Annotated in this window: 23 protein-coding genes and 1 tRNA gene; 17 read left to right on the plus strand and 7 right to left on the minus strand. The window is 52.8% G+C overall.

The window, feature by feature from the left end:
* The first annotated feature begins 295 nt into the window (after positions 1 to 295).
* From purM to SIB79_RS08770, 3 genes are all read left to right on the plus strand, one after another.
* Positions 296 to 1,333 carry a phosphoribosylformylglycinamidine cyclo-ligase gene (purM, locus tag SIB79_RS08760; protein WP_063405193.1) on the plus strand — a complete coding sequence of 346 codons (1,038 nt, stop codon included), beginning with the start codon at positions 296 to 298 and terminating at the stop codon, positions 1,331 to 1,333.
* Positions 1,334 to 1,503: 170 nt separating this feature from the next.
* A complete protein-coding gene (locus SIB79_RS08765; RefSeq protein WP_063405191.1) occupies positions 1,504 to 2,142 on the plus strand; it encodes a hypothetical protein in 639 nt (212 codons plus the stop codon).
* Positions 2,143 to 2,505: 363 nt separating this feature from the next.
* On the plus strand, positions 2,506 to 3,000 hold the full coding sequence (locus tag SIB79_RS08770; protein ID WP_063405189.1) for a hypothetical protein: 495 nt from the start codon (positions 2,506 to 2,508) through the stop codon (positions 2,998 to 3,000).
* Positions 3,001 to 3,431: 431 nt separating this feature from the next.
* Here SIB79_RS08770 and SIB79_RS08775 read toward each other — a convergent pair whose 3' ends face one another.
* The 4 genes from SIB79_RS08775 to SIB79_RS08790 all read right to left on the minus strand — a co-directional run bounded on the left by SIB79_RS08775 (position 3,432) and on the right by SIB79_RS08790 (position 5,227).
* Complete coding sequence (locus SIB79_RS08775; RefSeq protein WP_413681068.1) at positions 3,432 to 4,040, minus strand: tetratricopeptide repeat protein; 609 nt, start codon at positions 4,038 to 4,040, stop codon at positions 3,432 to 3,434.
* 207 nt (positions 4,041 to 4,247) lie between these two features.
* Positions 4,248 to 4,514 carry a hypothetical protein gene (locus SIB79_RS08780; RefSeq protein ID WP_063405185.1) on the minus strand — a complete coding sequence of 89 codons (267 nt, stop codon included), beginning with the start codon at positions 4,512 to 4,514 and terminating at the stop codon, positions 4,248 to 4,250.
* 284 nt (positions 4,515 to 4,798) lie between these two features.
* Positions 4,799 to 5,017 carry a hypothetical protein gene (locus SIB79_RS08785; protein ID WP_155724718.1) on the minus strand — a complete coding sequence of 73 codons (219 nt, stop codon included), beginning with the start codon at positions 5,015 to 5,017 and terminating at the stop codon, positions 4,799 to 4,801.
* Between the two features lie 48 nt (positions 5,018 to 5,065).
* Positions 5,066 to 5,227: a hypothetical protein gene (locus SIB79_RS08790; protein WP_155724717.1), complete on the minus strand. Its 162-nt coding sequence runs from the start codon at positions 5,225 to 5,227 to the stop codon at positions 5,066 to 5,068.
* Positions 5,228 to 5,927: 700 nt separating this feature from the next.
* On the opposite strand from SIB79_RS08790, the gene SIB79_RS08795 reads away from it, so the two are divergent.
* Positions 5,928 to 6,095: a hypothetical protein gene (locus tag SIB79_RS08795; protein ID WP_236072734.1), complete on the plus strand. Its 168-nt coding sequence runs from the start codon at positions 5,928 to 5,930 to the stop codon at positions 6,093 to 6,095.
* Positions 6,096 to 6,863: 768 nt separating this feature from the next.
* Positions 6,864 to 7,130 carry a hypothetical protein gene (locus tag SIB79_RS08800; RefSeq protein ID WP_063405178.1) on the plus strand — a complete coding sequence of 89 codons (267 nt, stop codon included), beginning with the start codon at positions 6,864 to 6,866 and terminating at the stop codon, positions 7,128 to 7,130.
* 127 nt (positions 7,131 to 7,257) lie between these two features.
* On the opposite strand, the gene SIB79_RS08805 is transcribed toward SIB79_RS08800, so the two are convergent.
* Positions 7,258 to 7,328: transfer RNA gene (locus SIB79_RS08805), tRNA-Cys, on the minus strand.
* A 54-nt stretch (positions 7,329 to 7,382) separates the two neighbouring features.
* Between SIB79_RS08805 and SIB79_RS08810 the strand changes: the two genes are divergently transcribed.
* Together SIB79_RS08810 and SIB79_RS08815 are read left to right on the plus strand one after the other, a co-directional pair.
* Complete coding sequence (locus SIB79_RS08810) at positions 7,383 to 8,630, plus strand: lipid-A-disaccharide synthase-related protein (RefSeq protein WP_063405176.1); 1,248 nt, start codon at positions 7,383 to 7,385, stop codon at positions 8,628 to 8,630.
* A gap of 40 nt (positions 8,631 to 8,670) precedes the next feature.
* Positions 8,671 to 8,940: a hypothetical protein gene (locus tag SIB79_RS08815; protein WP_011131069.1), complete on the plus strand. Its 270-nt coding sequence runs from the start codon at positions 8,671 to 8,673 to the stop codon at positions 8,938 to 8,940.
* 15 nt (positions 8,941 to 8,955) lie between these two features.
* Here the strand turns inward: SIB79_RS08815 and SIB79_RS08820 are convergent, their stop codons facing one another.
* Complete coding sequence (locus SIB79_RS08820; protein ID WP_063401120.1) at positions 8,956 to 9,600, minus strand: ribonuclease D; 645 nt, start codon at positions 9,598 to 9,600, stop codon at positions 8,956 to 8,958.
* A 534-nt stretch (positions 9,601 to 10,134) separates the two neighbouring features.
* Between SIB79_RS08820 and SIB79_RS08825 the strand changes: the two genes are divergently transcribed.
* Entirely contained in the window at positions 10,135 to 10,689 is a 555-nt protein-coding gene (locus SIB79_RS08825) for a cofactor assembly of complex C subunit B (RefSeq protein WP_063405174.1), read from the plus strand.
* A gap of 60 nt (positions 10,690 to 10,749) precedes the next feature.
* A complete protein-coding gene (locus SIB79_RS08830; RefSeq protein WP_236072724.1) occupies positions 10,750 to 11,580 on the plus strand; it encodes an N-acetylmuramoyl-L-alanine amidase in 831 nt (276 codons plus the stop codon).
* Here SIB79_RS08830 and hemF read toward each other — a convergent pair.
* Positions 11,507 to 12,583 (minus strand): oxygen-dependent coproporphyrinogen oxidase, encoded by a 1,077-nt coding sequence (gene hemF, locus SIB79_RS08835; RefSeq protein WP_063405172.1) that lies wholly within the window; start codon positions 12,581 to 12,583, stop codon positions 11,507 to 11,509. The genes SIB79_RS08830 and hemF overlap by 74 nt on opposite strands.
* Positions 12,584 to 12,713: 130 nt before the next feature.
* Here hemF and SIB79_RS08840 point away from each other — a divergent pair, with 130 nt between their 5' ends.
* The 8 genes from SIB79_RS08840 (at position 12,714) to SIB79_RS08875 (ending at position 23,203) form a co-directional block, all read left to right on the plus strand.
* Positions 12,714 to 13,790, plus strand: a complete 1,077-nt coding sequence (locus SIB79_RS08840) for an Mrp/NBP35 family ATP-binding protein (RefSeq protein ID WP_063405170.1) — start codon at positions 12,714 to 12,716, stop codon at positions 13,788 to 13,790.
* 2 nt (positions 13,791 to 13,792) lie between these two features.
* Positions 13,793 to 15,076 (plus strand): rod shape-determining protein RodA, encoded by a 1,284-nt coding sequence (rodA, locus tag SIB79_RS08845; RefSeq protein ID WP_063405439.1) that lies wholly within the window; start codon positions 13,793 to 13,795, stop codon positions 15,074 to 15,076.
* Positions 15,073 to 16,467: a HAMP domain-containing histidine kinase gene (locus tag SIB79_RS08850; RefSeq protein WP_155724716.1), complete on the plus strand. Its 1,395-nt coding sequence runs from the start codon at positions 15,073 to 15,075 to the stop codon at positions 16,465 to 16,467. Before rodA ends, SIB79_RS08850 begins: the two co-directional genes overlap by 4 nt.
* 118 nt (positions 16,468 to 16,585) lie before the next feature.
* On the plus strand, positions 16,586 to 17,014 hold the full coding sequence (locus SIB79_RS08855) for a photosystem I reaction center subunit II PsaD (protein ID WP_063405166.1): 429 nt from the start codon (positions 16,586 to 16,588) through the stop codon (positions 17,012 to 17,014).
* A 64-nt stretch (positions 17,015 to 17,078) separates the two neighbouring features.
* A complete protein-coding gene (locus tag SIB79_RS08860; RefSeq protein ID WP_063405163.1) occupies positions 17,079 to 18,599 on the plus strand; it encodes an anthranilate synthase component I family protein in 1,521 nt (506 codons plus the stop codon).
* Positions 18,596 to 19,738 (plus strand): glutamate--cysteine ligase, encoded by a 1,143-nt coding sequence (gshA, locus tag SIB79_RS08865; protein WP_063405161.1) that lies wholly within the window; start codon positions 18,596 to 18,598, stop codon positions 19,736 to 19,738. Before SIB79_RS08860 ends, gshA begins: the two co-directional genes overlap by 4 nt.
* Positions 19,735 to 22,749, plus strand: a complete 3,015-nt coding sequence (gene ppc / locus SIB79_RS08870; RefSeq protein WP_196757653.1) for a phosphoenolpyruvate carboxylase — start codon at positions 19,735 to 19,737, stop codon at positions 22,747 to 22,749. Before gshA ends, ppc begins: the two co-directional genes overlap by 4 nt.
* The gene (locus SIB79_RS08875) at positions 22,721 to 23,203 is read left to right on the plus strand and encodes a hypothetical protein (protein ID WP_063405159.1); all 483 of its coding nucleotides are present in this window, start codon (positions 22,721 to 22,723) and stop codon (positions 23,201 to 23,203) included. Before ppc ends, SIB79_RS08875 begins: the two co-directional genes overlap by 29 nt.
* Positions 23,204 to 23,230 lie beyond the last annotated feature (27 nt).

Raw genomic sequence — 23,230 nt, forward strand, 5'->3', positions numbered from 1 at the left:
AGGAGAAAAAATCATCCCCAGCAGAAAGACGTCCTTCAACCAACCAAAGTTCCCAGAACCGTACGAATTACATCCTCTCTTTAGGTGAGCTCGAGCAGCACCTCCTCGTCAGATTGATGCAACTTTAACCAGCTAAATAACAGATCCCCACTGGACTTGCAAGGCTCAGAGCCATGCCACCATGATCAGTCGAACTGATGCCATCTAGAGGCCCCGCTAATGCAAGACAGGACAATCGTGACATTGGCTGAATAGAGGGCGGCAGAGGAGGATCTAGAGAGGGCCAGTCGAAACCATGGACTACAAGACCGCGGGCGTTGACGTCCAAGCAGGTAGGGCATTCATCGAGCGGATCAGATCTAGCGTCGAAGCCACCCACCGCCCAGAGGTCATCGGTGGCCTGGGAGGGTTTGGAGGCTTGATACGCCTCCCCGCAGGGCTAAACAAGCCTCTGCTTGTCGCAGGAACTGATGGGGTCGGCACCAAGCTCGAACTAGCTCAGCAACATCAAGCCCACTACGGAGTAGGGCTGGACCTGGTTGGAATGTGTGTCAACGACGTCATCACCAGTGGAGCTGAACCCCTCTTTTTCCTCGACTACATCGCCACAGGAGCCCTCAGTCCAGAGGCCATGGCACAAGTTGTGGAGGGAATTGCAGAGGGATGTCGCCGCAGCGGCTGCGCCCTCCTAGGCGGAGAAACAGCCGAGATGCCTGGGTTTTACGACCCAGGTTGCTACGACCTAGCCGGCTTTTGCGTAGCAGTGGTAGAAGAAGACGAGATGATTGACGGTCGCAAGATCAAGCCTGGAGATCAGATTATCGGTGTGGCCAGCAGTGGCGTTCATAGCAACGGGTTCAGTTTGGTGCGCAAAGTGCTCGCCCTTACTGAGGCCAATAAGAACACTCTCTTCGGATGCGACAACAAACCTCTAATCGAGACCTTGCTAACCCCTACCACCCTTTACGGCCAGCTGGTAAAAAACCTCCTAGAAGCAAAAGTTCCACTCCACGGCATGGCACATATCACCGGTGGAGGCCTACCAGAGAATCTTCCCCGATGTTGCCCAAAAGACTTAGTTCCCGCTATAGATCCAAGCAGCTGGACCAGACCAGAACTTTTTCAATGGCTCCAAGATGCTGGCCAGATTCCAGAACATGACCTCTGGCACACATTCAATCTTGGAGTGGGTTTCTGCCTAGTGGTCGCAGAAGAAATAGTAAGTGATGTCCTGCAGGTTTGCAACGAACAAGCTCTGCAAGCTTGGCCTATTGGTCAAGTCGAAACTGCCTCTCCCTCAACCGGGGAGAGATTACGAGGGCTACCCAGCTAAAGCATTGCATCGCAAGGGCTCTTGAGTCGCAAGATCTCTCTAACTAATTACATCGGACTTGTACGAGCCTATTCTCGAGCCGATTTTCAGGCACGTCCTCAAGTAATATTTACCTATGCACGCCGAGAGAATATTTCGGCAACAGCGTCGTTAGATCTAACTTAAATCCAATGCCCTTTGATAGCCCCCAGCGCATCACGCGTCGCCGTAGCTCAGCAGGACCTGTACCTCCAAGACGGCAAATCAATAGTGATTACGACGATCGCAACGCCCCCCATCGCCAAGGTCAGGGTCCGAGGCCAACCTTTTTAGCCCTGAGGGACCACGGCAAGGTTTATGTGGCAGACCTCCCCAATCTCTCTGACGGGCAACTGGTACACATCTGCAAAGAAGCTGAGGAAGTTCTTGAAAGCCTGGAGCGTCGCATCAGCGATCTCGAACGAGAAGCACACAACGGTTTCGGTGATAGCGACACCTTCATCAAGGCATCCACCAAACGAGATGTGACGCGTCGCTTCATCCGAGCCATCCAAGGTGAGCAAGAACATCGTCTCAGCAATCCAGCCCTACGCAGGGCGGCCGCTGAATCTCTGCCTCGCACTTTCCTCGAGATCTCACGCCACCGCTTGCCTGGAGCAACTTTTGATTCACTGCTTCAAGAAGCTTTGGCAGCCTGCGAACTGAAGGAACTGGACTCCGACATTGCTCCAGAGGCACCCGTCAAGGTGGTCCCCATCCGCTCTACTGCAACCACTCTTCCGGTCGTAGTGACACCTGATCCAAATCTTCCCAGCTCAACCAGCGCCTAATAGGGGTTCATTACTCCAAATGGATTGCCGTCTCCTGGCTAAGTACTGCCAACCGAGCTAATCAAAAGACTCTAGAAATTGCAACGTCTAGGTTGAGATGCTTGGCCCACTCCTGTTTCACCAGCGCTCCCACCTGAAGGGGCATGATCACAAAATCGAATCAAATCGCCATCCTCGCGACCATGACGAGAACCGGCAAATCATCCAATCCATTTCACTCCAGAAAACCTCTAAGGGGAAAGGAGGCAAAAGCAAGTGAAACCCCAGAGGATGGGGATGTCCTTTGTAACCACTGTCGGCGAACCGCAATCAATGGCATACGTTGTCTGGGAATGTGTGTCGCTGATAGCGACTATTAACTAGATGCGCACTCCGATTGTTCCCCTCTTACTGATCAGCCTGTCCATGGTTGCTGGAACAAGTTCGATCGCCGATCCACTCCAAGCTATTGGTCGCTTTGAAAGGATTGCTAGCAAATGTAAATACAGATTGGGAAGCGGCTCTCTGCAGACTTGCAAGGTTGTTCAGATGGATCGCAAGACCGCGACAGTGACTGGGGTCCGCTTCATCGGCCGAGGCGTAGAACACGGGTCCAGTCGGCATCTCACCTTTGTCGCCAACGCACCGGATCAGACCATCCCATTACGCTGTATATCAGGCAGCTGCACCCTGAACGAGAAAAGATGGACAGCCACGGTGAGCAGCGTGGCAGAAAGCAAGTTTGATGGGCGAGGGATTGCAGAAGGACTGCCTCAAGCCTGGCCGGTAAAGGGTGATTGTGAGCTCTCTTTGAAACAACTCCGCTGCAGAGCACGGGCCATGAGTGGAGAGATCCTTACCGGAGAAGCCCAACTGTGAGAGACCAGCAAGAGCGGGCAACTTCAAGGCGAGGATCCTTATAACTGGCTAGCGAACCTACCTACAAGCTTGTCTATTCTGCGCACCACAAGAAGACCCAGGGCCAAATCCGGCTCGTTGTAGCTTTAGCGAAGGGAAAGATTTGCCCCCTTAACAGTCAGAAAACAGCAATGCTCCTTTCTAAGCAGTAAAGGAAGCGCTTACGATAGGTCAGCAGAACCTCAGTGAGCAGAAAGTCATTAAGCCTCTAAAACGGGTTAATTCAATCTGCACGAATCCTGAATTAACAACTTCATTTTACAAGAAAAAGTGAGGCAAGAGCATCCATGCAGCTTGGCCAAGCAAAGACCTGGAAAGCTTCAAGATTGATCAGCTAAAAAGTGAACCAAGCTTACTCCCAAACTGCATGGTGCAGACAGCCAGAACCCATTCTAGCGGCATGACTCTTTTACCCACTTAGCAGCTATTTCATCACCCAATGCGGATGCCTCTCTCCAATCAGCACAAGCACCTGTTAGGTTGCCATCATTCTCTTTTGAAATTCCACGATTTAGGTAAGCAACCGCAAGTTTAGAATCAATCTCTAGCGCCTTATTGTAATCAGCAATTGCCGCTCGATTGTCACCTGATTTCCTATTTGCAACACCGCGATTGTTGTATGCAATAGCATGATTGGCGTCAATTTCCAGAGCCTTGCTGTAATCATCAATCGCACCTTTATAATCCTCTAATTCATCCTTCGCATTACCACGATTATAATATGCAAGAGCATACTGAGGGTCAATGATTAATGCCTTGCTAAAATCTTCAATTGATCCTTGATAATCACCAATCCCATATTTAGCATTGCCGCTTTTAATATAAGCATTTACATCATTCTCTTCCCCCTCTCTTCTTGCTAAGACCGCCACCCCGGCAACTCCAGCAACAGCCGTAGAAACAATCAGCAGGGGTTTCCCTACCCGAAAGAACGACAAGCCAACAGCAGTGACAGCAGCTGTGGCAACACCTACGGCAATGGCAGCAGTACGGCGTGGCATCGAGGTCATTCTCCTATTGACTCAGCCTAGACAAAAGGTGCCCCTCTCCCAAGAGTGAAACCGTTTTTTGGCATCAAGATTAAAAAGGACACCCTCAGCCGAAGTTCTTAAACCCGAGACTAATTTCTGGGCATCTACGACCTCAGACTGATAAGCAATTTCAAGCCTGGCGAAATCCAAGCTTCAGCAAACAAAGCAACCCCTCCATCAGGTTCCACCATTGCAGAAACGAACTGCTGCAGAGACGCTCGTACCGCTGTTCCTTGTCTCTTCAATACAGGCATTAAAAAACTTTGCTTCCTGCTTAAGCGGATACAACTTGATCGCAATTGTCAAAAGAGCAAATGCCGCTATCCACCTTGCGGCTAAACCTCCAGCCCCAAATGCATACCAAAGGATCCGCCTACTACCGGAGGAGCTCGCACATTTCTTGGACTTCTTGGATTTCTTGCCCTTGCCGTTGTCCTTTGCCATTGAATCAGTGATGATTAAACAAACACTAGGCTGTTCCAGCTCCAAGCAGCTTTAGGTCTTCCAAAAGATCGCCAGGGTGGTAGAGCAAGACCAAATCAATAGTCCAAGCAGCACTTCATTCACTCCACAACAGCGTTGAATTTACCTTGCTGAAATTGGATTGCTTGGTCCAGACTGATCAGGTGTAAGTGGGCAGCTCACCAATCCCAACGAGAACCCAGGAAGGGTCTGATGCTTTGCAGGAATAAACAAAGATCATGGATCGAGCTCTACCACCCTTCAGATCACCATGAAATCAAAGACACGCCTGCAATCAAGAGTGTTGTAACGACAAAACCAAGGCCAAAGATAATTGCCCCTATTCCTGTATTCCAATAAATAGACATGCTTAGCAACTCATCTCCTTCCTTTAAAGATTGATCTGGCGATGAGCCCAGCTGAAAAGACACATAGTCATTGATCCATATCTGTGTGGCTGAGCGATAGGGTGATTCGGTTGTCACAAAATCGACAACCTCTATAACTCTCTCTTTAATTGTCGCTCGTTTCACTTATACAACCGCCCTTGCAATCAAGGTGATAGCAGCAAACAGAACTGCTGAAACGAGGAATCCAACCGCAAAAATACCTGCAACTATGCCTGTATTCAAATAAACGGAGACAGTCGCTAACTCCTGTCCTTTTTTTTCTGCCACTGATTTTTTCTCTGCCACTGGATGAAGCTGAAGGAATCAATATCCTATAGCCCCACCTCTTTGGATTACTTTTGACCTGCTCTGCAGAACCTTCGCTTGAGGACGGCAGGACTCGCAAGGTCTGTTCAGGCCCATCAAGAGCTCATCACCCTCCACCTGTATGTCCAATCCCCTCATATGGCAACAATCGCCCCATGAGCCAATGTTCTGACCCTCCAAAAAGCAAGCAGGCCCACAAAAGAAGAAACGACAAACAAGTCGCCAAGTTTTTTTACCTCAATGATCATGACCACCTCATTGGTGACAAGAGAGCTGAACCCGCGTTGAAGGCTGTCTCTTGCACCGCGACAGGTTCTCTCACCCATAAAGATAAAGAGCCTTAGGGTCAAGCCTGAAATAGAGCACCGCGTCGGATGCCCTCAAGTACAGGCCTTATTTTCTGAGTATCTGCGTCATAGGACTCCTAAATCAATCCTGAGCATTCGAAATCAAAGCATCAGCAGGTAAAGCCGGTCCCTTTGATTGACATTCAAGCGCTTAGGCAAAGGCCTCCAGTGAGCACTTCATGTCAGACCGCCGATCATCAAGCTGAGGCATTAAATGAAGCAGACTGCTCTCTTAACTGTCACCAGGCCATCAGCACTAGGCTGAAAGAAGTGGCAGACCACAACTGCAAATTGCTTTGGCAGTAATCGATGCAGGTGATGAATTGGTAGTCGTGAAGTTGAACCGACTAGAAAGAAAGCAAGTGGGAGCGATTGCAAGGCTACAAGATCTTCAGAAGAAAGGCATCCATATCAGAACAGCGGATGGTCTGATCAACACAAGAGCAATAGGTGAATTGATGCCAGTCCTTCTTGGATTTTTTCTGGTCTTGCTGCAGTAGAGCCTTCGCTGACCAATGAAAAAACAATTGAACACATAGCACCGCTTGAAAACAGGAGGAAAATTTGGAGGACGATCCAAGAGAAATGCTGCAAAGGAGAGTTTGGCGCTGTGGTTGAGGGATGAAGGTTGCTCTTGTCGATCCATTAGAAAACAAATAGGTCTTGCACTCTCAACAATCCTCAGGATTATCATGAAAAAGGAAGCATTAGCCGCATGAACCTGATCGAAGCACACAAAAGATCTATTGAACGTGAAAAAAAGAAGCTTGGGGTGTCTGACTATGGGTTGCTCTGGATTTCCTTCCTAAGAGGAGCATTTGTCGCCCTGATCATTGAGAGGTTAATCATCCATTAATGAAAACAGTCTTACTTGGCCTCATCGTTGCCCTTCTCTGGTCTTCACCTCAAGCAAGAACCACGACAGCTAATGGTCTCAGGGTGGCGGCAAACTGGTTGGATCCAAAGGAGGAACCTACGAAGAACCCCAAACACATAAAAATCCCCAACCCTTTATATGTTGAGCAAGAATAAAAATAGAGCTCATTTCTAATTAAGAGATCAAAACTATTCAATGGCCTCTATCATGAGAGATCAACAAGCTTCAAAAAAGGCGGCAGAGCAAAGAACACCCAGAACACCTTCCTCCTACGCTTTTGAAATGAGAGTTTTACTTCAACCATTTCCATATTTGCTCTTATTTTCTGCCCATTGAGTAAATAAGATCATGATCGATGTTAGCTTAAGTAAAGCTGGTTGATTTCCCTCATATGAAAGACGCTCATGAGCAAGTTTTAAGCGAAGACAGCAAAGAGGTATGGCGAGATCATGTTCTTCAAGAAATAGTTGATTTTCTTGGATCCCGCAAGGACGAAATTTATGAGAGCTATGCCAAACAGAGCGAAGGAAGACTCTCCAAAGAAGTCATTGAGGATGAAGGCTTGATGGACTTTGAACTCGCGATTACTTTCCTACGAGACAAGAAAAAATGGTTTGGACTTGGCTCCGGTTTCTTCAAGGCTAATCTCATTCGTTAAGTTCATGGAATCGTGACAACGTTGATTGAGAAGTAGCCCAACTCCCCTTCCGCTCCCCTTCCGCTTTTGCAGAGAACTAAGACGAGAACACGCCAGTTACTGCGACTTGTTTGGAGGACTTTGTCGAAGGCGGCACCCAGATTCGAACTGGGGATAAAGGATTTGCAATCCTCTGCCTTACCACTTGGCCATGCCGCCGCCAGGGAGACTCAATTCCCTGCAGCGGATCGTATCAGCCACTCTGCTAGCTCTCTGCTCGTGATTTGCAACGGGCATGGCGAGGATCTGATTGCACTACGGGTGTTGGAGGCACTACATCGCAAATGTCCGAATCTGCCCATTGAAGTGCTTCCCCTCGTAGGGATAGGACAAGCTTTTGAACATGCCTTAGCCGCTGGATGGCTTAAGCGCCTGGGCCCTTCAGCGCCCTTGCCAAGTGGTGGCTTCAGCAATCAAAGCTTGCGGGGCCTGATTGCTGATCTTGCCGCCGGACTCACTCTGCTCAGCTGGCGACAGTGGCGATGTGTGCGCCGCTCAGCCAAAGCTGGCAAAGCCATTCTGGCAGTAGGAGACCTGTTGCCACTGCTCATGGCATGGAGCAGTGGTGGAACCTATGGCTTCATCGGCACACCGAAAAGTGATTACACCTGGAGAAGTGGACCAGGCCGGGCCTTGAGCGACCACTACCACCGCCTCAAAGGCAGTGAATGGGATCCCTGGGAATGGGCCCTAATGCGATCTTCTCGATGCCGAGTGGTTGCCGTTCGTGATCATCTCACCGCCAGAGGACTACGACGCCACGGGGTAGCCGCAACGGCGCCTGGGAACCCAATGATGGATGGATTCAAGGTCGAATCAAGTCCTGCCGCCCTCAACCGATGCCGGCGCCTGTTATTGCTCTGTGGCAGTCGAATGCCCGAAGCAGGCACGAATTTCAAGCGACTCCTTGAAGGCCTAGGCCAGCTCGATAGCGATTTACCTCTAGCAGTACTTGTAGCCTTTGGCTCCCAACCCAGCCTCAACCAGCTCGAAGCCATTCTCAGAACCGATGGATACCTACCATCCACCCCCCCCATCGACACCCTGGGAGCCAAGGCCTGCTGGGTCAAAGGTACACAGCTCTTGCTACTCGGGCCTGGTCAATTCAACCGCTGGGCGGCCTGGACCGAAGTGGGCCTTGTCACCGCTGGAACCGCCACAGAACAACTTGTAGGGCTAGGCATTCCGGCCTTATCGATGCCTGGACCAGGACCACAATTCAAACGACAATTCGCCATACGGCAAAGTCGCCTCTTGGGAGGAGCCGTACTGCCCTGTCAAAGCAAAGAAGAACTGGCAGACAGGCTGCAAAGACTGTTAAAAGACGACTCCCTTCGACAACGATTAGGCAGGATTGGCAACAGACGAATGGGAACAGCTGGCGGCAGTGCTGCACTCGCAGCACTGATCTCACAGCTTTTATTAGGGCATAGGAGAGCACCTAGACAACGCTCTGTTTGACACGCCATAGCGGATACTGAACGCTTGCAGCACCACTGCCATGGCGGCCATGCAGGACCATGCCTTAGTGAAAATCTACGCCGAACTGGCCAGCTGCCTCAGCATTAGCCTTGCCTCGGCCCGAAGAAAGGTTGAACTGACAGCAAGTCGAGAGGAGGTTAGGGATCTTGAAGGCCGCAAGGCCATTGCCGAACGTCTACTTGAGGCGGCTCGCTCACGCCCAACAGAAGGAGAAAACACCTCAGGTTCTCAACTCGACCGACTTCTGGAAGCTGTGGCCAGTGAAGAGAACTTCATGGTTGAGGACTAAAGCCCACGACACTCGTCAATGTTCAAAGATCTGAGTAAATCGCAAACGATCCAGTTCCGCGATCACAGGAATACAACTGAAACAACGCTGCGCAATCTCCCAGCGCCCCTCACGTCGCAACATCATTTCTAGACGCTGCCTAGCCGGAAGCAGATATCGAGCATCGTTGGCGGCATAGGCCAACTGAACATCGCTGAGTTCCTCAACCCGTCCCCAATCACTGCTCTGGGCCTGCTTATCCAGTTCAACTCCAACCAACTCCATCACCACCTCCTTCAACCCATGGCGAGGGCTATAGGTTCGTGCAAGGCGACTGGCCACCTTCGTACAGAAAATGGGCAAAACGGAGATGCCCAATCCGCTAGCAAGTGCGGCCACATCAAAGCGAGCAAAGTGGAACACCTTTTCAACAGAAGGGGCCTCCATGAGCTTCTGCAAGCGAGGGGCAGACGTCTGACCCAAACCAATCCGCACGCATGCCACATTGTCGGCAGGGTCACAAATCTGCACGAGACAGAGGCGGTCACGGCCATGAATCAGTCCCATGGCCTCAGTGTCTACCGCAATCGCAGATGCTCTGAGATATCGATTCGCCCAGTCTGAGTCGAGATCCCCATCGAAAACGACAAAACTTGCAGGAGCTTGAGAAAAGTCGGCCATTAAGCAAATGGCGCAGGGCCAGGACAGATCCTCACCACTCTGAAGGGCCACAGCGCCGGCTTGCTCATTTTGCTGATTTGAAAACGGTGGCGAGACTGGGTTGAATCAGGCATGGTCACTCGCTCGCCTTGAGCATCCGACGCATGCCCTCGCTGAACTGTCTGGCCGATATCAAGCAAGATTTTTTCAACCACCGCAACAGTTTCTCGATCTGGAAGCAACCGTCTACAGGTTGCTGATCTCCTTGCTCAAAACAGTCAACTATCAAGCAAGAATCTTGCATCAATTAGCCCTGAGGCTGCCACGTCATCGGCTTTCGAAAAGCATGCTGCAAAAAGCCCTGAATTTTCTATAGAGCTAAGCAAGGCTCATACAGCAACACCAAGCAACGCTGCCCAAAACCTGATCCGACCGAATCACATGCTTCAGCTCCTCGCTACAGCAAAGGCTGATGCAAAGCGACTGATAGAGCCCTGCCATGGCATCGTAAAGACCTAGAACAGATGGGTACATCAGCACCCATGCACGAACGCGATGCCGGCGGTCTTCTCCTCGACCCTGCTACTCACAGTGCTACTGGCCATCGGCCTGGTGTTCTTTCTGCGGGCAGCAAGTAAAGACCGAACCACGGTTGTAGATGTTCACTCACCGCGTCCCCCACTAGAGGTCCTCAATGGAATGATCCACTGGCTGGAGGAACGAGGCTGGAAGCAAGATAGTGGCGATGCTGATAGACAAGTCCTTCGCTTCAGTGGAAGCGTTGCCTCCAGCCAATGGCTGGCAATCCTGTTATCCCTATACGCTGCCGTTGGTTCAGGCTGCCTTGGACTGGTTATCCGCCAGCTTTATCCCCTCCTGGACTGGTGGCCACTTCTGCTTATTGGTCTGGGCCCACTCGCAGGATTGATCTACAGCAATCGCGCCAACCGCATTGAAGCCGTTGAACTTCGCTTGATCAGCGCCAGCGACGACGAAGGCAGCACCCTGCGGCTGAGGGCCCATCGCGACGAACTGATTGCCATGGAATTGGAACTCTCCCAGCCCCTTGAGCTGGCTAGCGATGGCTCTCTTCTATCCTCTCCAATCTGAGTGATTTCAAATCTCAGCGGGAAAGGCAGGAGCCTATTGATTCTGAGCAAAGCTTTCAGCTTGGGGATCAGCTTGCTTTGCCCGGCCACTTCCGCAGAAGCACCATCTCCGCCACCTATTGAATCTCCTTCAAGAACAGCACCGTCTCAATCACCGATTGCAGAGCTAAACACCGGTCCCCGCACGCGCTTAAGGGGCAATTGGGTAGGTCGCCAACCTGTGTCTCCCTCTTTAAAGATTGTTGTCATGGCAGGACATGCAGACTCACAGGGGATGCATGGCTCAGGAACCCCAGGTGCTGCAGTTGATCAAAGGGGAGAAGCACCGATGGATCCCCGCATGCGGGATGAACTCTTTTGGAACCAGAAAGTACGCGATGCAGTCGTTGCCCTCAGTAAGCAAAAAGGGCTCAATATCATCGGCTACGACCCAGGAACACTCTCAATTGCTAAAGCGAGCGATCCACGTACCAACTGGTCAGTAGCCCACCGCCTTTCCAGGCAAGGCGACTACATCCTAGAGATTCACTTCGATGCATACAGCCCGCATGGATATGGATCTGGACTGATCCCTGCCCTCAATCGCAACCTCAACCGAGTGGATGAAAGTCTTGCTCAGAGCTTCGGTCGATTTCCCAGATTCTTTCGGGGAGGCCTTGGTGGACCACGACGAGGGATCAGCATCCTTGAGATCGGAATGCTGGAAGGGAGTCTGGAGGCAAATCTCCGCAACCCCAAAACCAGAGAAGCAACCATTCAAGCTATCGCCCTTAAAGTCACAGATGCTTTGATGCTGGGAGTACGTGGAAAGACGTCTTCTAATCCACCGCCTGGTGTGGTCGACAACGCTCCTCCAACGTCGAATCCTCAAACCAATTCTGAGGTCGAGTAAACAAATCAGTGAGCAAAGCCTCCCTTGAATCAGCTGGTGCGACATATCCATACTCCCAACGAGCCAGTGGTGGCAAAGACATCAAGATCGACTCAGTTCGACCATTGGTTTGCAATCCGAAAATCGTGCCCCGATCCCAGACCAGATTGAACTCCGCATATCGCCCACGGCGATACAACTGGAATTGACGTTCTCGATCGCCATAGGCCTGCTCCTGACGTTTCTCCACAATCGGCACATAAGCCGGCAAGAAAGCCTTCCCACAAGCCTTGGCCAGCTCAAACAACTGTTCCCAGCTCTTCGGATGAGGCCCTAACTCCCGTGAGACCTGTGCAGCGGACCCCTCAGAGTTTTGACCTTTGTAAAGCACTCCAGATCCATCCTGGTAGTCGTAAAAAATTCCACCCACACCACGTGTCTCGCCACGGTGCTTCAGATAGAAATATTCGTCACACCAAGGTTTAAAGACCTTATGGAGCTCAGGTCCAACCGTGTCACAAGCCTGCTTGTGAACGCGATGGAAATGGCGGGCATCTTCCAGGTAGGGATAAAACGGCGTGAGGTCAGCGCCACCACCAAACCACCACACCGGCCCCGCCTCGAAATAGCGGTAATTAAGGTGGATCGTCGGTACATAGGGATTGCGCGGGTGTAGCACCATCGAAGTGCCGGTAGCAAACCAGGGATGCCCCTTTGCCTCAGGCCGCTGATTCAAAATCGACGGAGGCAACTCCTCGCCGTGCACCTCAGAGAAATTAACGCCGCCCTGTTCGAAAACTCGGCCCTCACGCATCACCTTGGATCGCCCACCACCCCCTTCAGGCCGCTCCCAACTGTCAGTTCTAAAAGATTGGCCACCATCCAGACTCTCTAGTTCATTACAGATCTCATCTTGCAAGCCGAGTACCAATTCACGTGCACGTTTGCGCGAGTGAGGAGGAGGAGGACCTTGGCCAACATTCTCAGAAGCACCCATAAGCTTGCCAATTAAAGTAGGAACAATGCAGACAACACTAATAGAATTGCGTTGTATTTTGTGCCAGGACAGCTCTGTTTTTGTGTCTTTTCAGATATCGCCCTTGAGAACTGTCACGAGAGTCCACACATAGGATCCTCTCACCTGAAGGAAAGGCATGGCCACGGCCGAGCAGGCACACAATGCGCTTGATCAAGTCAAGGATTCAGGCAGCGGCCGCTCGGCTCTTGAAATGGGCTGGATTGACCAAGTCCGTGTCATTCCTCCTCGCGCCGTCATCCGCCTCACCTTGCCTGGATTTGCCCAAAGCCAAAGGGATCGATTGGCACAGGAAGCTCGACAAGTCTTACTAGAGCTCAACGGCATCAGTGAGGTGCAGATTGAAATTGGGGAGACTGCCAGCCAGGGGCCTATAGGCCAGGCTGGCCATGGACAATCTGCCCAGCCCCAGGCCATCCAAGGGGTTCAGCAGATTGTCGCCGTAAGCAGTGGTAAAGGAGGGGTTGGCAAAAGCACCGTGGCCGTCAATCTGGCCTGCGCACTAGCCCAGGAGGGCCTAAGCGTGGGACTGCTCGATGCCGATATCTATGGACCAAATACTCCAACCATGCTTGGAGTCGCTGATCGCACGCCAGAGGTGAGCGGCAACGGTGCTGAGCAATGCATCATCCCGATCGAAAGTCATGGGATAGCCATGGTGTCGATGGGTCTGCTAATCGAGGAGAACCAACCAGTGATCTGGCGCGGCCCGATGCTGAACGGGATTATCCGCCAATTCCTGTATCAGGCCTACTGGGGGGAGCGAGATGTTTTGGTGGTCGATCTACCTCCAGGCACTGGCGATGCACAGTTGTCACTAGCGCAGGCAGTTCCCATTGCGGGGGTGGTGATTGTCACCACCCCCCAGAAAGTTTCACTGCAGGATGCTCGCCGAGGACTGGCAATGTTCAAGCAAATGGGCATCAACGTGCTCGGCGTGGTCGAAAACATGACCGCCTTCGTACCTCCCGATCAACCAGAGCGTCGTTACGCCCTATTCGGCTCTGGAGGGGGAGAGCAGCTGGCGATGGAAAACAATGTCCCTCTGCTGGCACAAATCCCTATGGAAATGCCTGTGCAAGAAGGGGGTAATGAAGGGAGTCCCATCGTTCATAGCCGACCCGAATCAGTGAGTGCCAAAGCCTTCAAGCAATTAGCCAAACAAGTTCTGGATTGCGCCTCCAAGGCCAGCTGACCATGCTTTCAAGCCAGAGGCGGCGACGCAATGGTGGCAAGTCCTTCCGTTCTAAGGGGCATCTAGGCAGATGGTGGAAAGAACTAGATCTAGTGCTCTGGGGGGTGCCAGTGGCCATGGTGATCCTTGCGGGCGTTCTGATCGCCAGCACTCAAAGACAGGCTGATTACGCCGACTGGTATCACCACTGGATCACCGCTGGATTGGGATGCTTGGTCGCTCTGTTGCTGGCCCGATTGCCAGTCCAGAGACTGCGGCCGCTATTAATTCCCCTCTACGCACTCACTGTTCTGAGCCTGGTAGCCGTTCGCCTAATCGGCACCTCCGCCCTAGGCGCTCAGCGGTGGATCAGCATCGCTGGGGTGAATGTTCAGCCATCTGAATTCGCCAAACTGGCAGCAATACTCCTTTTGGCAGCAGTACTCGACCGCCACCCGATAGAACGCCCCATCGACCTGATGAGGCCTTTGGCCGTGATTTCTGTGCCCTGGACACTGGTCTTCCTGCAACCGGATCTCGGCAGTTCACTCGTGTTCGGCGCCCTGCTAGTGACAATGCTCTATTGGGCTGACATGCCCTGGGAATGGGTCCTGTTGCTCCTATCACCTCTAGCCACAGCACTCCTTGCAGGGCTATGGCCTTGGACTCTCTGCGCATGGCTCCCTCTGATGGGTTTGCTGGCCTATCGCTCACTGCCATGGAAACGCCTGGCCGCTTCGCTCACTTTGGCGCTGCAAGGAGTCGTGGCTGTTACCACCCCTTGGCTTTGGTTGCATGGCCTCAAGGACTATCAAAGAGAACGGCTGGTGCTGTTTCTCGATCCCACCAAAGACCCCCTAGGCGGTGGCTATCACCTCCTGCAAAGCACTGTGGGCATTGGCTCTGGCGGGCTATTTGGCACAGGGCTGCTGCAAGGTCAACTCACCAAGCTACGTTTCATCCCCGAGCAGCACACCGATTTCATCTTCAGTGCCCTAGGAGAAGAAACTGGCTTCATCGGGACCATCCTTGTCGTAACAGGCTTCGCGCTACTCATGGGACGCCTACTACAAGTTGCCAGAGAAGCCCGCACTGACTTCGAATCACTGGTTGTCATAGGCGTCGCCACGATGGTGATGTTCCAAGTGGTCGTGAACATCTTTATGACCATTGGCCTTGGCCCTGTCACTGGTATCCCCTTACCATTTATGAGCTATGGCCGCTCAGCAATGGTGGTGAACTTCGTAGCACTTGGACTCTGCCTTTCGGTGGCACGCCGAGGCCACACAAGACTCAACAACTGGTGAGCGATTCCATCTCGCTCTCCACGATCCAACAACGACTTGCAGAAGGTGTCACTCCTGGCCGGGTCGATGAAGCCACCGTTCGACGCCTGTGGTGGGCAGCTCTGGACACCTTGCAAGACGACATCCTGCTGCCCATGGATCCTGAAAAGGGACTTTGGCTGGCAGCACCACTACCTGCGCTCTATGAGCCAAGACTGCTCGAACGCTTAAAAGGATGGGTCTGGGCACCAGACGAGCTCGAAACCCTCCACTCTCCTCAAGGCGGCCTCTTGCCTCCCAGTCGCATGAGGTCATCAATCCATGAGAGAAGCAATTCAGCCGTCGGGGGCTATCAACGGTTACCACTGCGCCAAAACGATGGTCATGAGCCCCTTCTGCTGATCATTACCCCGGATGTTCAAATTGCCCTGGCCCTGCATGGCAAACCCGCAGAGCGCCATCTGTTAATGCGCAGTGATCCAGAAACTCTCAGTGATCTCTTGAAGATGCTGGACCTGAGACTGAACAGCGAAGACCCTGGCCATGCCATTGAGCTTCGTCAGGCTTTGGCAAACCTAGGACCTTTACAAAGCAACCCTGAACTAGAAAAAATCTTCTGGCCTCGACTTGCGGAACGGTTGGCCGGCATGGCCCCAAGTCTCACACTGCAACCGATTCCTGAAAGATCACACCCGGCCAAGTCCAGTGGAGAAGCCAATCAAGAAACGAGTGCTGAACTCATTCTGCTGGAGGCACTCACTCATGAGGTGCGAACCCCACTAGCGACCATCCGAACCCTGATCCACTCCCTGCTGCGGCGAAGTGACCTTCCTGGTGTCGTAGTCAACCGTCTCAAACAGATCGATGCTGAGTGCACTGAGCAAATTGATCGATTCGGCCTCATTTTTCATGCCGCAGAACTTCAGCGGCAGCCGCCAGAAGCGTCCATGCTCGCCCATACCGACCTCGGCGCCATGCTGGCCATGCTTCATCCAGCCTGGCGTCAGCAGCTCGAACGCCGCGGGGTAGGGCTCCAAATCGATATCACCCCTGATTTACCAGAAGTTCTTAGTGATCCAAGACGTCTTGAACCGATGCTGGGTGGATTAATTGACCGCACGAGCCGCGGCCTGCCAGCAGGTGGCAGCCTATCGCTCACGCTTCGCCCTGCGGGCCCCCGCCTAAAGCTTCAAATCCTCAGCCAAATACCCAATCATGAAGATCAAGGAGCCAGCAGTAGGGATCAAAAGGCTGCTCTAGGCCCAGTGCTGAGCTGGGACCCCAAAACCGGCAGCCTGCAACTCAGCCAAGCAGCAACCCAACGAATGCTGGCTAGCTTGGGTGGGTGGCTAACACAGCGTCGGGACAAAGGGCTCACAGTATTTTTTCCCATCGCTGAGGAAAAACTTTGAACTCCAAAACAAGCCACAATGTTGACGGGTGTGAAGCTTGCTGCCAAGCAGTGCCATAGGGCACAAAACGCAGTGCTACTTTTCACCAGTAACGGTATGCCGATTCTCGAGGTTACTCATGACAGCAACGGCGTTAACAGGTCAGTATCCCAAGTATCTAGGGAGCACCGGGGGCCTTCTAAATTCCGCTGAAACCGAAGAGAAGTACGCCATCACTTGGAGCAGCACAACAGCTCAGGCGTTCGAACTACCCACTGGCGGCGCAGCTGAAATGAATGAGGGCGAGAACCTCATGTATTTCGCTCGCAAAGAACAATGCCTCGCGTTAGGCACTCAACTGCGTACCTTCAAACCCAAGATTGAAGACTACAAAATTTATCGCGTCTTCCCAGGTGGTGACACCGAATTCCTGCATCCAAAAGACGGCGTATTCCCTGAGAAAGTCAATGAAGGGAGGGTTATGGTGAACGTCAACAATCGCCGGATCGGAGAAAACGCCAATCCAGCGAAATTAAAATTCAGCGGGCGCAACACCTACGACGCCTGAGTCCCTTTCGCCTGAAGGGTACGGGGATCTTCAACCACTCGGCACCAGCTGCGAAGATTCCCTCATGCTCAGCTCTGATCGTGACCATTTCTTTGAGATGGCTGCTAGTGGTGCCAATTTCATTCCTTTGGCCCGCAGTTGGCCAGCGGATCTGGAGACCCCTCTAACAACTTGGTTAAAAGTTGGGGCAGATCATCCCCCTGGGGTCTTACTCGAATCGGTCGAAGGGGGTGAAACTCTTGGGCGCTGGAGTGTGGTGGCCTGCAATCCACTTTGGACAGCCACATGCCGAGGGAAACACCTCACACGTCGTTGGCGAGAAGGACGAACCGATGAAGCCATCGGCAACCCTTTTGAAGGCCTCAGGCAATGGCTTGCTCCTTATCGCACCGCAACCCTGCCAGGCCTACCCCCCCTTGGCCAGCTCTATGGAATGTGGGGTTTTGAACTGATCAAGTGGGTTGAACCCACAGTGCCCGTCCACTTAAGGGACAACAACGATCCGCCTGATGGTATCTGGATGCTGATGGACAGCATCTTGATCATTGATCAAGTTAAACGCCTCATCACTGCCGTGGCATACGCAGACCTGAGTGTCGAGCAAACGGCTAACGAAGCTTGGGACAAGGCACAAGCACGCATTCAAGACCTAGAAAAGTGCATGGCGGAACCACTTGCGCCGATTCAGCCACTGCAATGGCAACCAAAAAGTCAATCTCCACCTTCCACCATCAGTAACTACAGCCAACAAGGCTTTGAGGAGGCAGTTCAAACCGCCAAGCAACACATCGCCGCAGGTGATGTGTTCCAGCTTGTAATCAGTCAACGGCTGGAGACCAGGGTTCCTCAACAGCCACTTGAGCTCTACCGAAGTCTGCGGATGGTGAATCCTTCTCCATATATGGCTTTCTTTGACTTCGGCGACTGGCAGCTGATTGGCTCAAGCCCGGAGGTCATGGTCAAGGCGGAGCCTGTCGCCGATGGCATTAAGGCCAGCCTTCGGCCTATTGCCGGCACGCGTCAGCGTGGCGGCAACGAACTTGAGGACCACAATCTTGAAGCAGAGTTGATGGCAGATCCCAAGGAACGTGCCGAGCATGTGATGTTGGTTGATCTTGGCCGCAATGACCTTGGACGCGTTTGCAGGCCGGGCAGTGTGATGGTGAAAGAGCTGATGGTGATCGAGAAATATTCCCACGTCATGCACATCGTCAGTGCAGTGGAAGGTGTGCTTGCCAAAGGCAAGGATGTTTGGGATCTACTCATGGCCTCATTCCCAGCAGGCACGGTCAGTGGCGCCCCAAAAATCAGAGCCATGCAGCTCATTCATGAGCTCGAACCCGACTCAAGAGGACCTTATTCAGGTGTGTATGGGTCCATCGATCTCAACGGTGCTCTGAATACAGCTATAACCATTCGCACAATGATTGTGCGGCCCCATCCTGAAGGCGGCTGGCAAGTCAAGGTTCAAGCAGGCGCTGGTGTGGTGGCCGATTCCATCCCCAGCAAGGAATACGAAGAGACCCTCAACAAGGCAAGGGGAATGCTCACAGCCCTGGCCTGCCTCGAGTCCCACAAGTCATGAGTACCCGGCTGCTACTTAAGGGGTTCGAAGTGGAGCTGTTCACAGGACGCTTCAGCGGTGAGCACGTCGGCGTAGCTACTGCCGTAGCAAGCGATCTTGCTGATTTCGTCACAGAACCAGACCACCGAAATCTGGAATACATCACTGAGCCAAATCAACGCTACGGCCCATTGAGGGAAGCCCTGCTGGCTCCTAGGCGAAGACTGCGCCAATGGTTGGTTCCACGGCAGCTCACATTGATTCCTGGTAGCACCCTCAGCCTGGGCGACAGTCATCACTTTGAACGATCTGATCCGCTCAACCCCTATCACGATTTGATTGAGGCCAACTACGGCACCAGGGTGGTCACCACCAGTGTTCACATCAACCTAGGGCTTGAAGATCTACCGCTGCTGTTTGCTGCGCTGCGCTTGGTGCGTTGTGAAGCAGCCCTCTTTCTTGCCCTGAGTGCAAGCTCCCCCTTCCTCGATGGCCAGCCCACGGGAAGCCACTCTCAGCGATGGCTGCAATTTCCACTCACTCCAGAGCGGGTACCACTCTTCCAAAACCATCCTGACTATGTCGCTTGGGTTGAAGCACAACTGGCCACTGGCACGATGCAAAATGAGCGTCATCTATGGACCTCAGTACGGCCAAACGGACCTCGCCGCCCCTATGAACTCAACCGTCTAGAGCTGCGCATCTGCGACTTAATCACCGATCCCGATGTTCTGCTTGCAGTGACTGCCCTAATCGAACTGCGCGTGCTCAGCCTTCTTCAGAACCCAAGCCAACTGGATCCACTCAAAGTGAGTCGACTAACCACAGATGAACTTGCTGATCTTTGTGATGCAAATGATTCTGCTGTCGCTCAAATGAGCCTGGACGCAACCCTGCACCACTGGCGAGATGGGAGCCCCATCCTGTGCCGCTCCTGGATCGAGACAATGCTCGAGGGAATCATTCCGATCAGTAGAGATCTAGGTCTGGAGAAACAACTTGCACCGCTGCATAGGGTCCTAAATAAGGGCAATCAAGCCATGCAATGGCTACAGAGCTATGCCGATGGCAAGTCTGTGGAGGCTGTCATTCAAGACAGCATTGCCGAAATGAACGCCGAAGAGCTCAACGCAAGCAAAGCCGAGGCCATTTTGGGATGATCATGGCCAAACCTGAGTCCACTAGCGCATCGATGCAGCAGTCTTCCGCCCAAAAAACTGATTGCGAACAGCCCAGAGCAATCGGGGAAGGGCAGCAGGCAGGACGCTTACTGCAGAACCGCCTTGAACTGGTGGAAGACCTTTGGCAAACGGTGCTACGCAGCGAATGTCCACCGGATCAGGCAGAACGACTACTGCGACTGAAGCAACTCAGTGAACCTTTGGCCCTTGAAGGTTCAGATGAGAACAGTGCCAGCAGAGCAATCGTGCTGTTGATCCAAGAGATGGACCTGGCAGAAGCGATCACCGCAGCACGCGCCTTCTCCCTCTATTTCCAACTGGTGAATATCCTCGAGCAACGGATCGAGGAAGACAGCTACCTCGCAAGTATGTCCTCTGGCAAAGAAAACAACCGCCAAGACAAACCCTATGACCCCTTTGCTCCACCGCTCGCCACGCAGACAGACCCAGCCACATTCAGGGAGCTGTTCGAACGACTTCGCCGTCTCAACGTGCCACCAGCTCAGCTGGAGACCCTTCTACAGGAGATGGATATCCGCCTAGTTTTCACTGCTCATCCCACTGAAATCGTCCGTCATACCGTTCGCCATAAGCAACGCAAGGTTGCAAGCCTGTTGCAGCAGTTTCAATCAGATCCAACAAAATCGACATCTGAGAAAGAAAGCCTGAGACTGCAGCTTGAGGAGGAAATCAGGCTCTGGTGGCGGACCGATGAGCTTCATCAGTTCAAGCCCTCCGTTCTGGATGAGGTGGATTACGCCCTCCACTATTTCCAACAGGTGCTTTTTGATGCCATGCCCCAGCTACGGCGTCGCCTGATCACTGCAATGGCCGAGAGCTATCCGGACGTACACATTCCACAAGCTGCCTTCTGCACGTTTGGATCTTGGGTTGGATCAGACAGAGACGGCAATCCTTCCGTTACGCCAGAAATCACCTGGCGCACCGCCTGTTATCAACGTCAGCTGATGCTGGAGCGCTATGTCAATGCCGTTCAAAAACTCCGTGATCAACTCAGCATCTCCATGCAATGGAGCCAGGTAAGCACTCCACTGTTGGAGTCACTGGAAATGGACCGGCTTCGATTCCCCGAGGTTTACGAGGAACGCGCAGCCCGCTATCGACTCGAGCCTTATCGCCTTAAACTCAGCTACACCCTGGAGAGGTTGAAACTCACTCAACAACGCAACCAGCAATTGGCCGAAGCAGGCTGGCAAACCCCACCAGAAGGCCTAAACCCCAGCCCCAATCGAATTAATGCGGGAGAAGCCCTTCACTACAAATCAGTAGCAGAATTCCGCAGCGACCTAGAACTGATCCGCAACAGCCTGGTCAGCACAGATCTGAGCTGTGAGCCTCTGGATACCCTCTTAAATCAGGTCCACATCTTCGCTTTCTCACTAGCCAGCCTTGACATCCGCCAGGAGAGCAATCGCCATAGCGATGCTCTCGACGAATTAACCCGCTACCTAAACCTCCCTAAGGCCTATGGCGACATGGCCGAAAATGAGCGAGTGCAATGGTTAATGGAGGAACTACAGACTCGCCGCCCCCTGATCCCCTCTGCCGTTATCTGGTCGCCCAGTACAGCAGAAACGGTGGCCGTGTTTCGCATGCTGCGCCGACTGCAGGAGGAATTCGGCAGCCGAATCTGCCGCACATATGTGATCTCAATGAGTCACACAGTTTCCGATCTACTCGAGGTGCTGCTGCTAGCCAAAGAAGCCGGCCTCGTGGATCCGGCTGCTGGCCATGCCGAACTGCTTGTGGTGCCCCTCTTCGAAACCGTAGAGGATCTCCAGCGGGCTCCAGCAGTAATGGAGGCACTTTTGAGTTCACCTGTCTACCGCAATTTGCTCCCTCGTGTCAGCGAACAGGTCCAACCTCTGCAGGAGCTGATGCTTGGCTATTCGGACAGCAACAAAGACTCCGGATTTCTATCCAGCAATTGGGAGATCCATCAAGCCCAAATTGCCCTGCAAGATCTAGCTAACCGCCAGGGTGTGGCTCTGCGCCTTTTCCATGGACGCGGTGGATCTGTTGGCAGAGGAGGTGGCCCTGCCTACCAAGCAATCCTTGCCCAACCAAGCGGAACCGTGCGCGGCCGAATCAAGATCACTGAGCAGGGAGAAGTACTGGCATCGAAATACAGCCTGCCCGAGCTAGCCCTCTACAACCTAGAAACATTCACAACGGCCGTCCTGCAAAACAGTCTGGTAACCAACCAGCTAGATGCCACCCCAAGTTGGAATCAACTGATGACCAGACTGGCTGGCCGTTCACGTGAGCACTATCGTGCCCTTGTCCACAACAACCCTGATCTGGTGGCCTTCTTCCAACAGGTCACGCCGATCGAAGAAATCAGCAAATTGCAAATCTCCAGCCGTCCTGCTCGACGCAAAAGCGGCGCCAAGGACCTCTCTAGCCTGAGAGCGATCCCCTGGGTATTTGGCTGGACGCAAAGTCGATTCCTGCTACCGAGCTGGTTTGGCGTTGGAACAGCCTTAGCCGCTGAAGTCGAATCAGATGCTGACCAGCTTGACCTTCTACGCAGACTGCACCAACGCTGGCCATTCTTCCGAATGCTGATTTCCAAGGTGGAGATGACCCTTTCAAAAGTAGACCTAGACCTGGCCCATCACTACATGACTAGCCTTGGCCGCGAAGATTACCGTGAAGCCTTTAAGCGTATCTTCGAGATCATCGAAACGGAGTACAGCCTCACCCGCCGGTTGGTCTTAAACATCACAGGACAACCCAGGTTGCTCGCGGCCGATCCCGCCCTACAGCTATCAGTCGATCTTCGCAATCGCACGATCGTGCCCCTTGGGTTTCTGCAAGTGGCCCTGCTTCGCAAGCTGCGTGATCAGAACCGGCAGCCACCCATGAACGATGCTGGCGATGGTCGCACTTACAGCCGCAGCGAACTGCTAAGAGGCGCACTGCTCACCATTAACGGCATTGCTGCAGGCATGCGCAACACCGGTTGAAACCACCTTGCTTGCCTTTCTTCAACAGCCCGAACTCCCCCCCGGCTTCCGGCTAGACCTTGAACAGCCACCCAATCCTCAAGCACTCAACAAACTTCTCGCTCGTTGCAGAGAAGCCACCCACACTTCAGAGCAATGGGCCCTGGCCTTTGAGCGAAGCGTTTGGCATCTAAGCATTATTGAACAAGAGAAAGGAACGCTGGTTGGTTTTGTGCGCGCCACCAGCGACCATGGCCTCAATGTCAACCTCTGGAATCTCGTCGCCCAACCCGGCTCATTACAAGCACAATTGCTTGCAGTTCTCGTACATCAAGCGCTTGACAATTTGCGCCGAATTCTGCCTGGTTGCAGCATCTCAATATTGGCACCTGCCATCTCCCTCAAAGCATTGAAGGATCAAGGCTTCATTATTGATCCAGATGGCATAAGAGCGATGAGTTATCGACTCCGCTAAGTCGTCGAGTCAACATCGTTATTGGAT

The organism is Prochlorococcus sp. MIT 1342 (assembly GCF_047304495.1).
GTDB lineage: Bacteria > Cyanobacteriota > Cyanobacteriia > PCC-6307 > Cyanobiaceae > Prochlorococcus > Prochlorococcus marinus_D.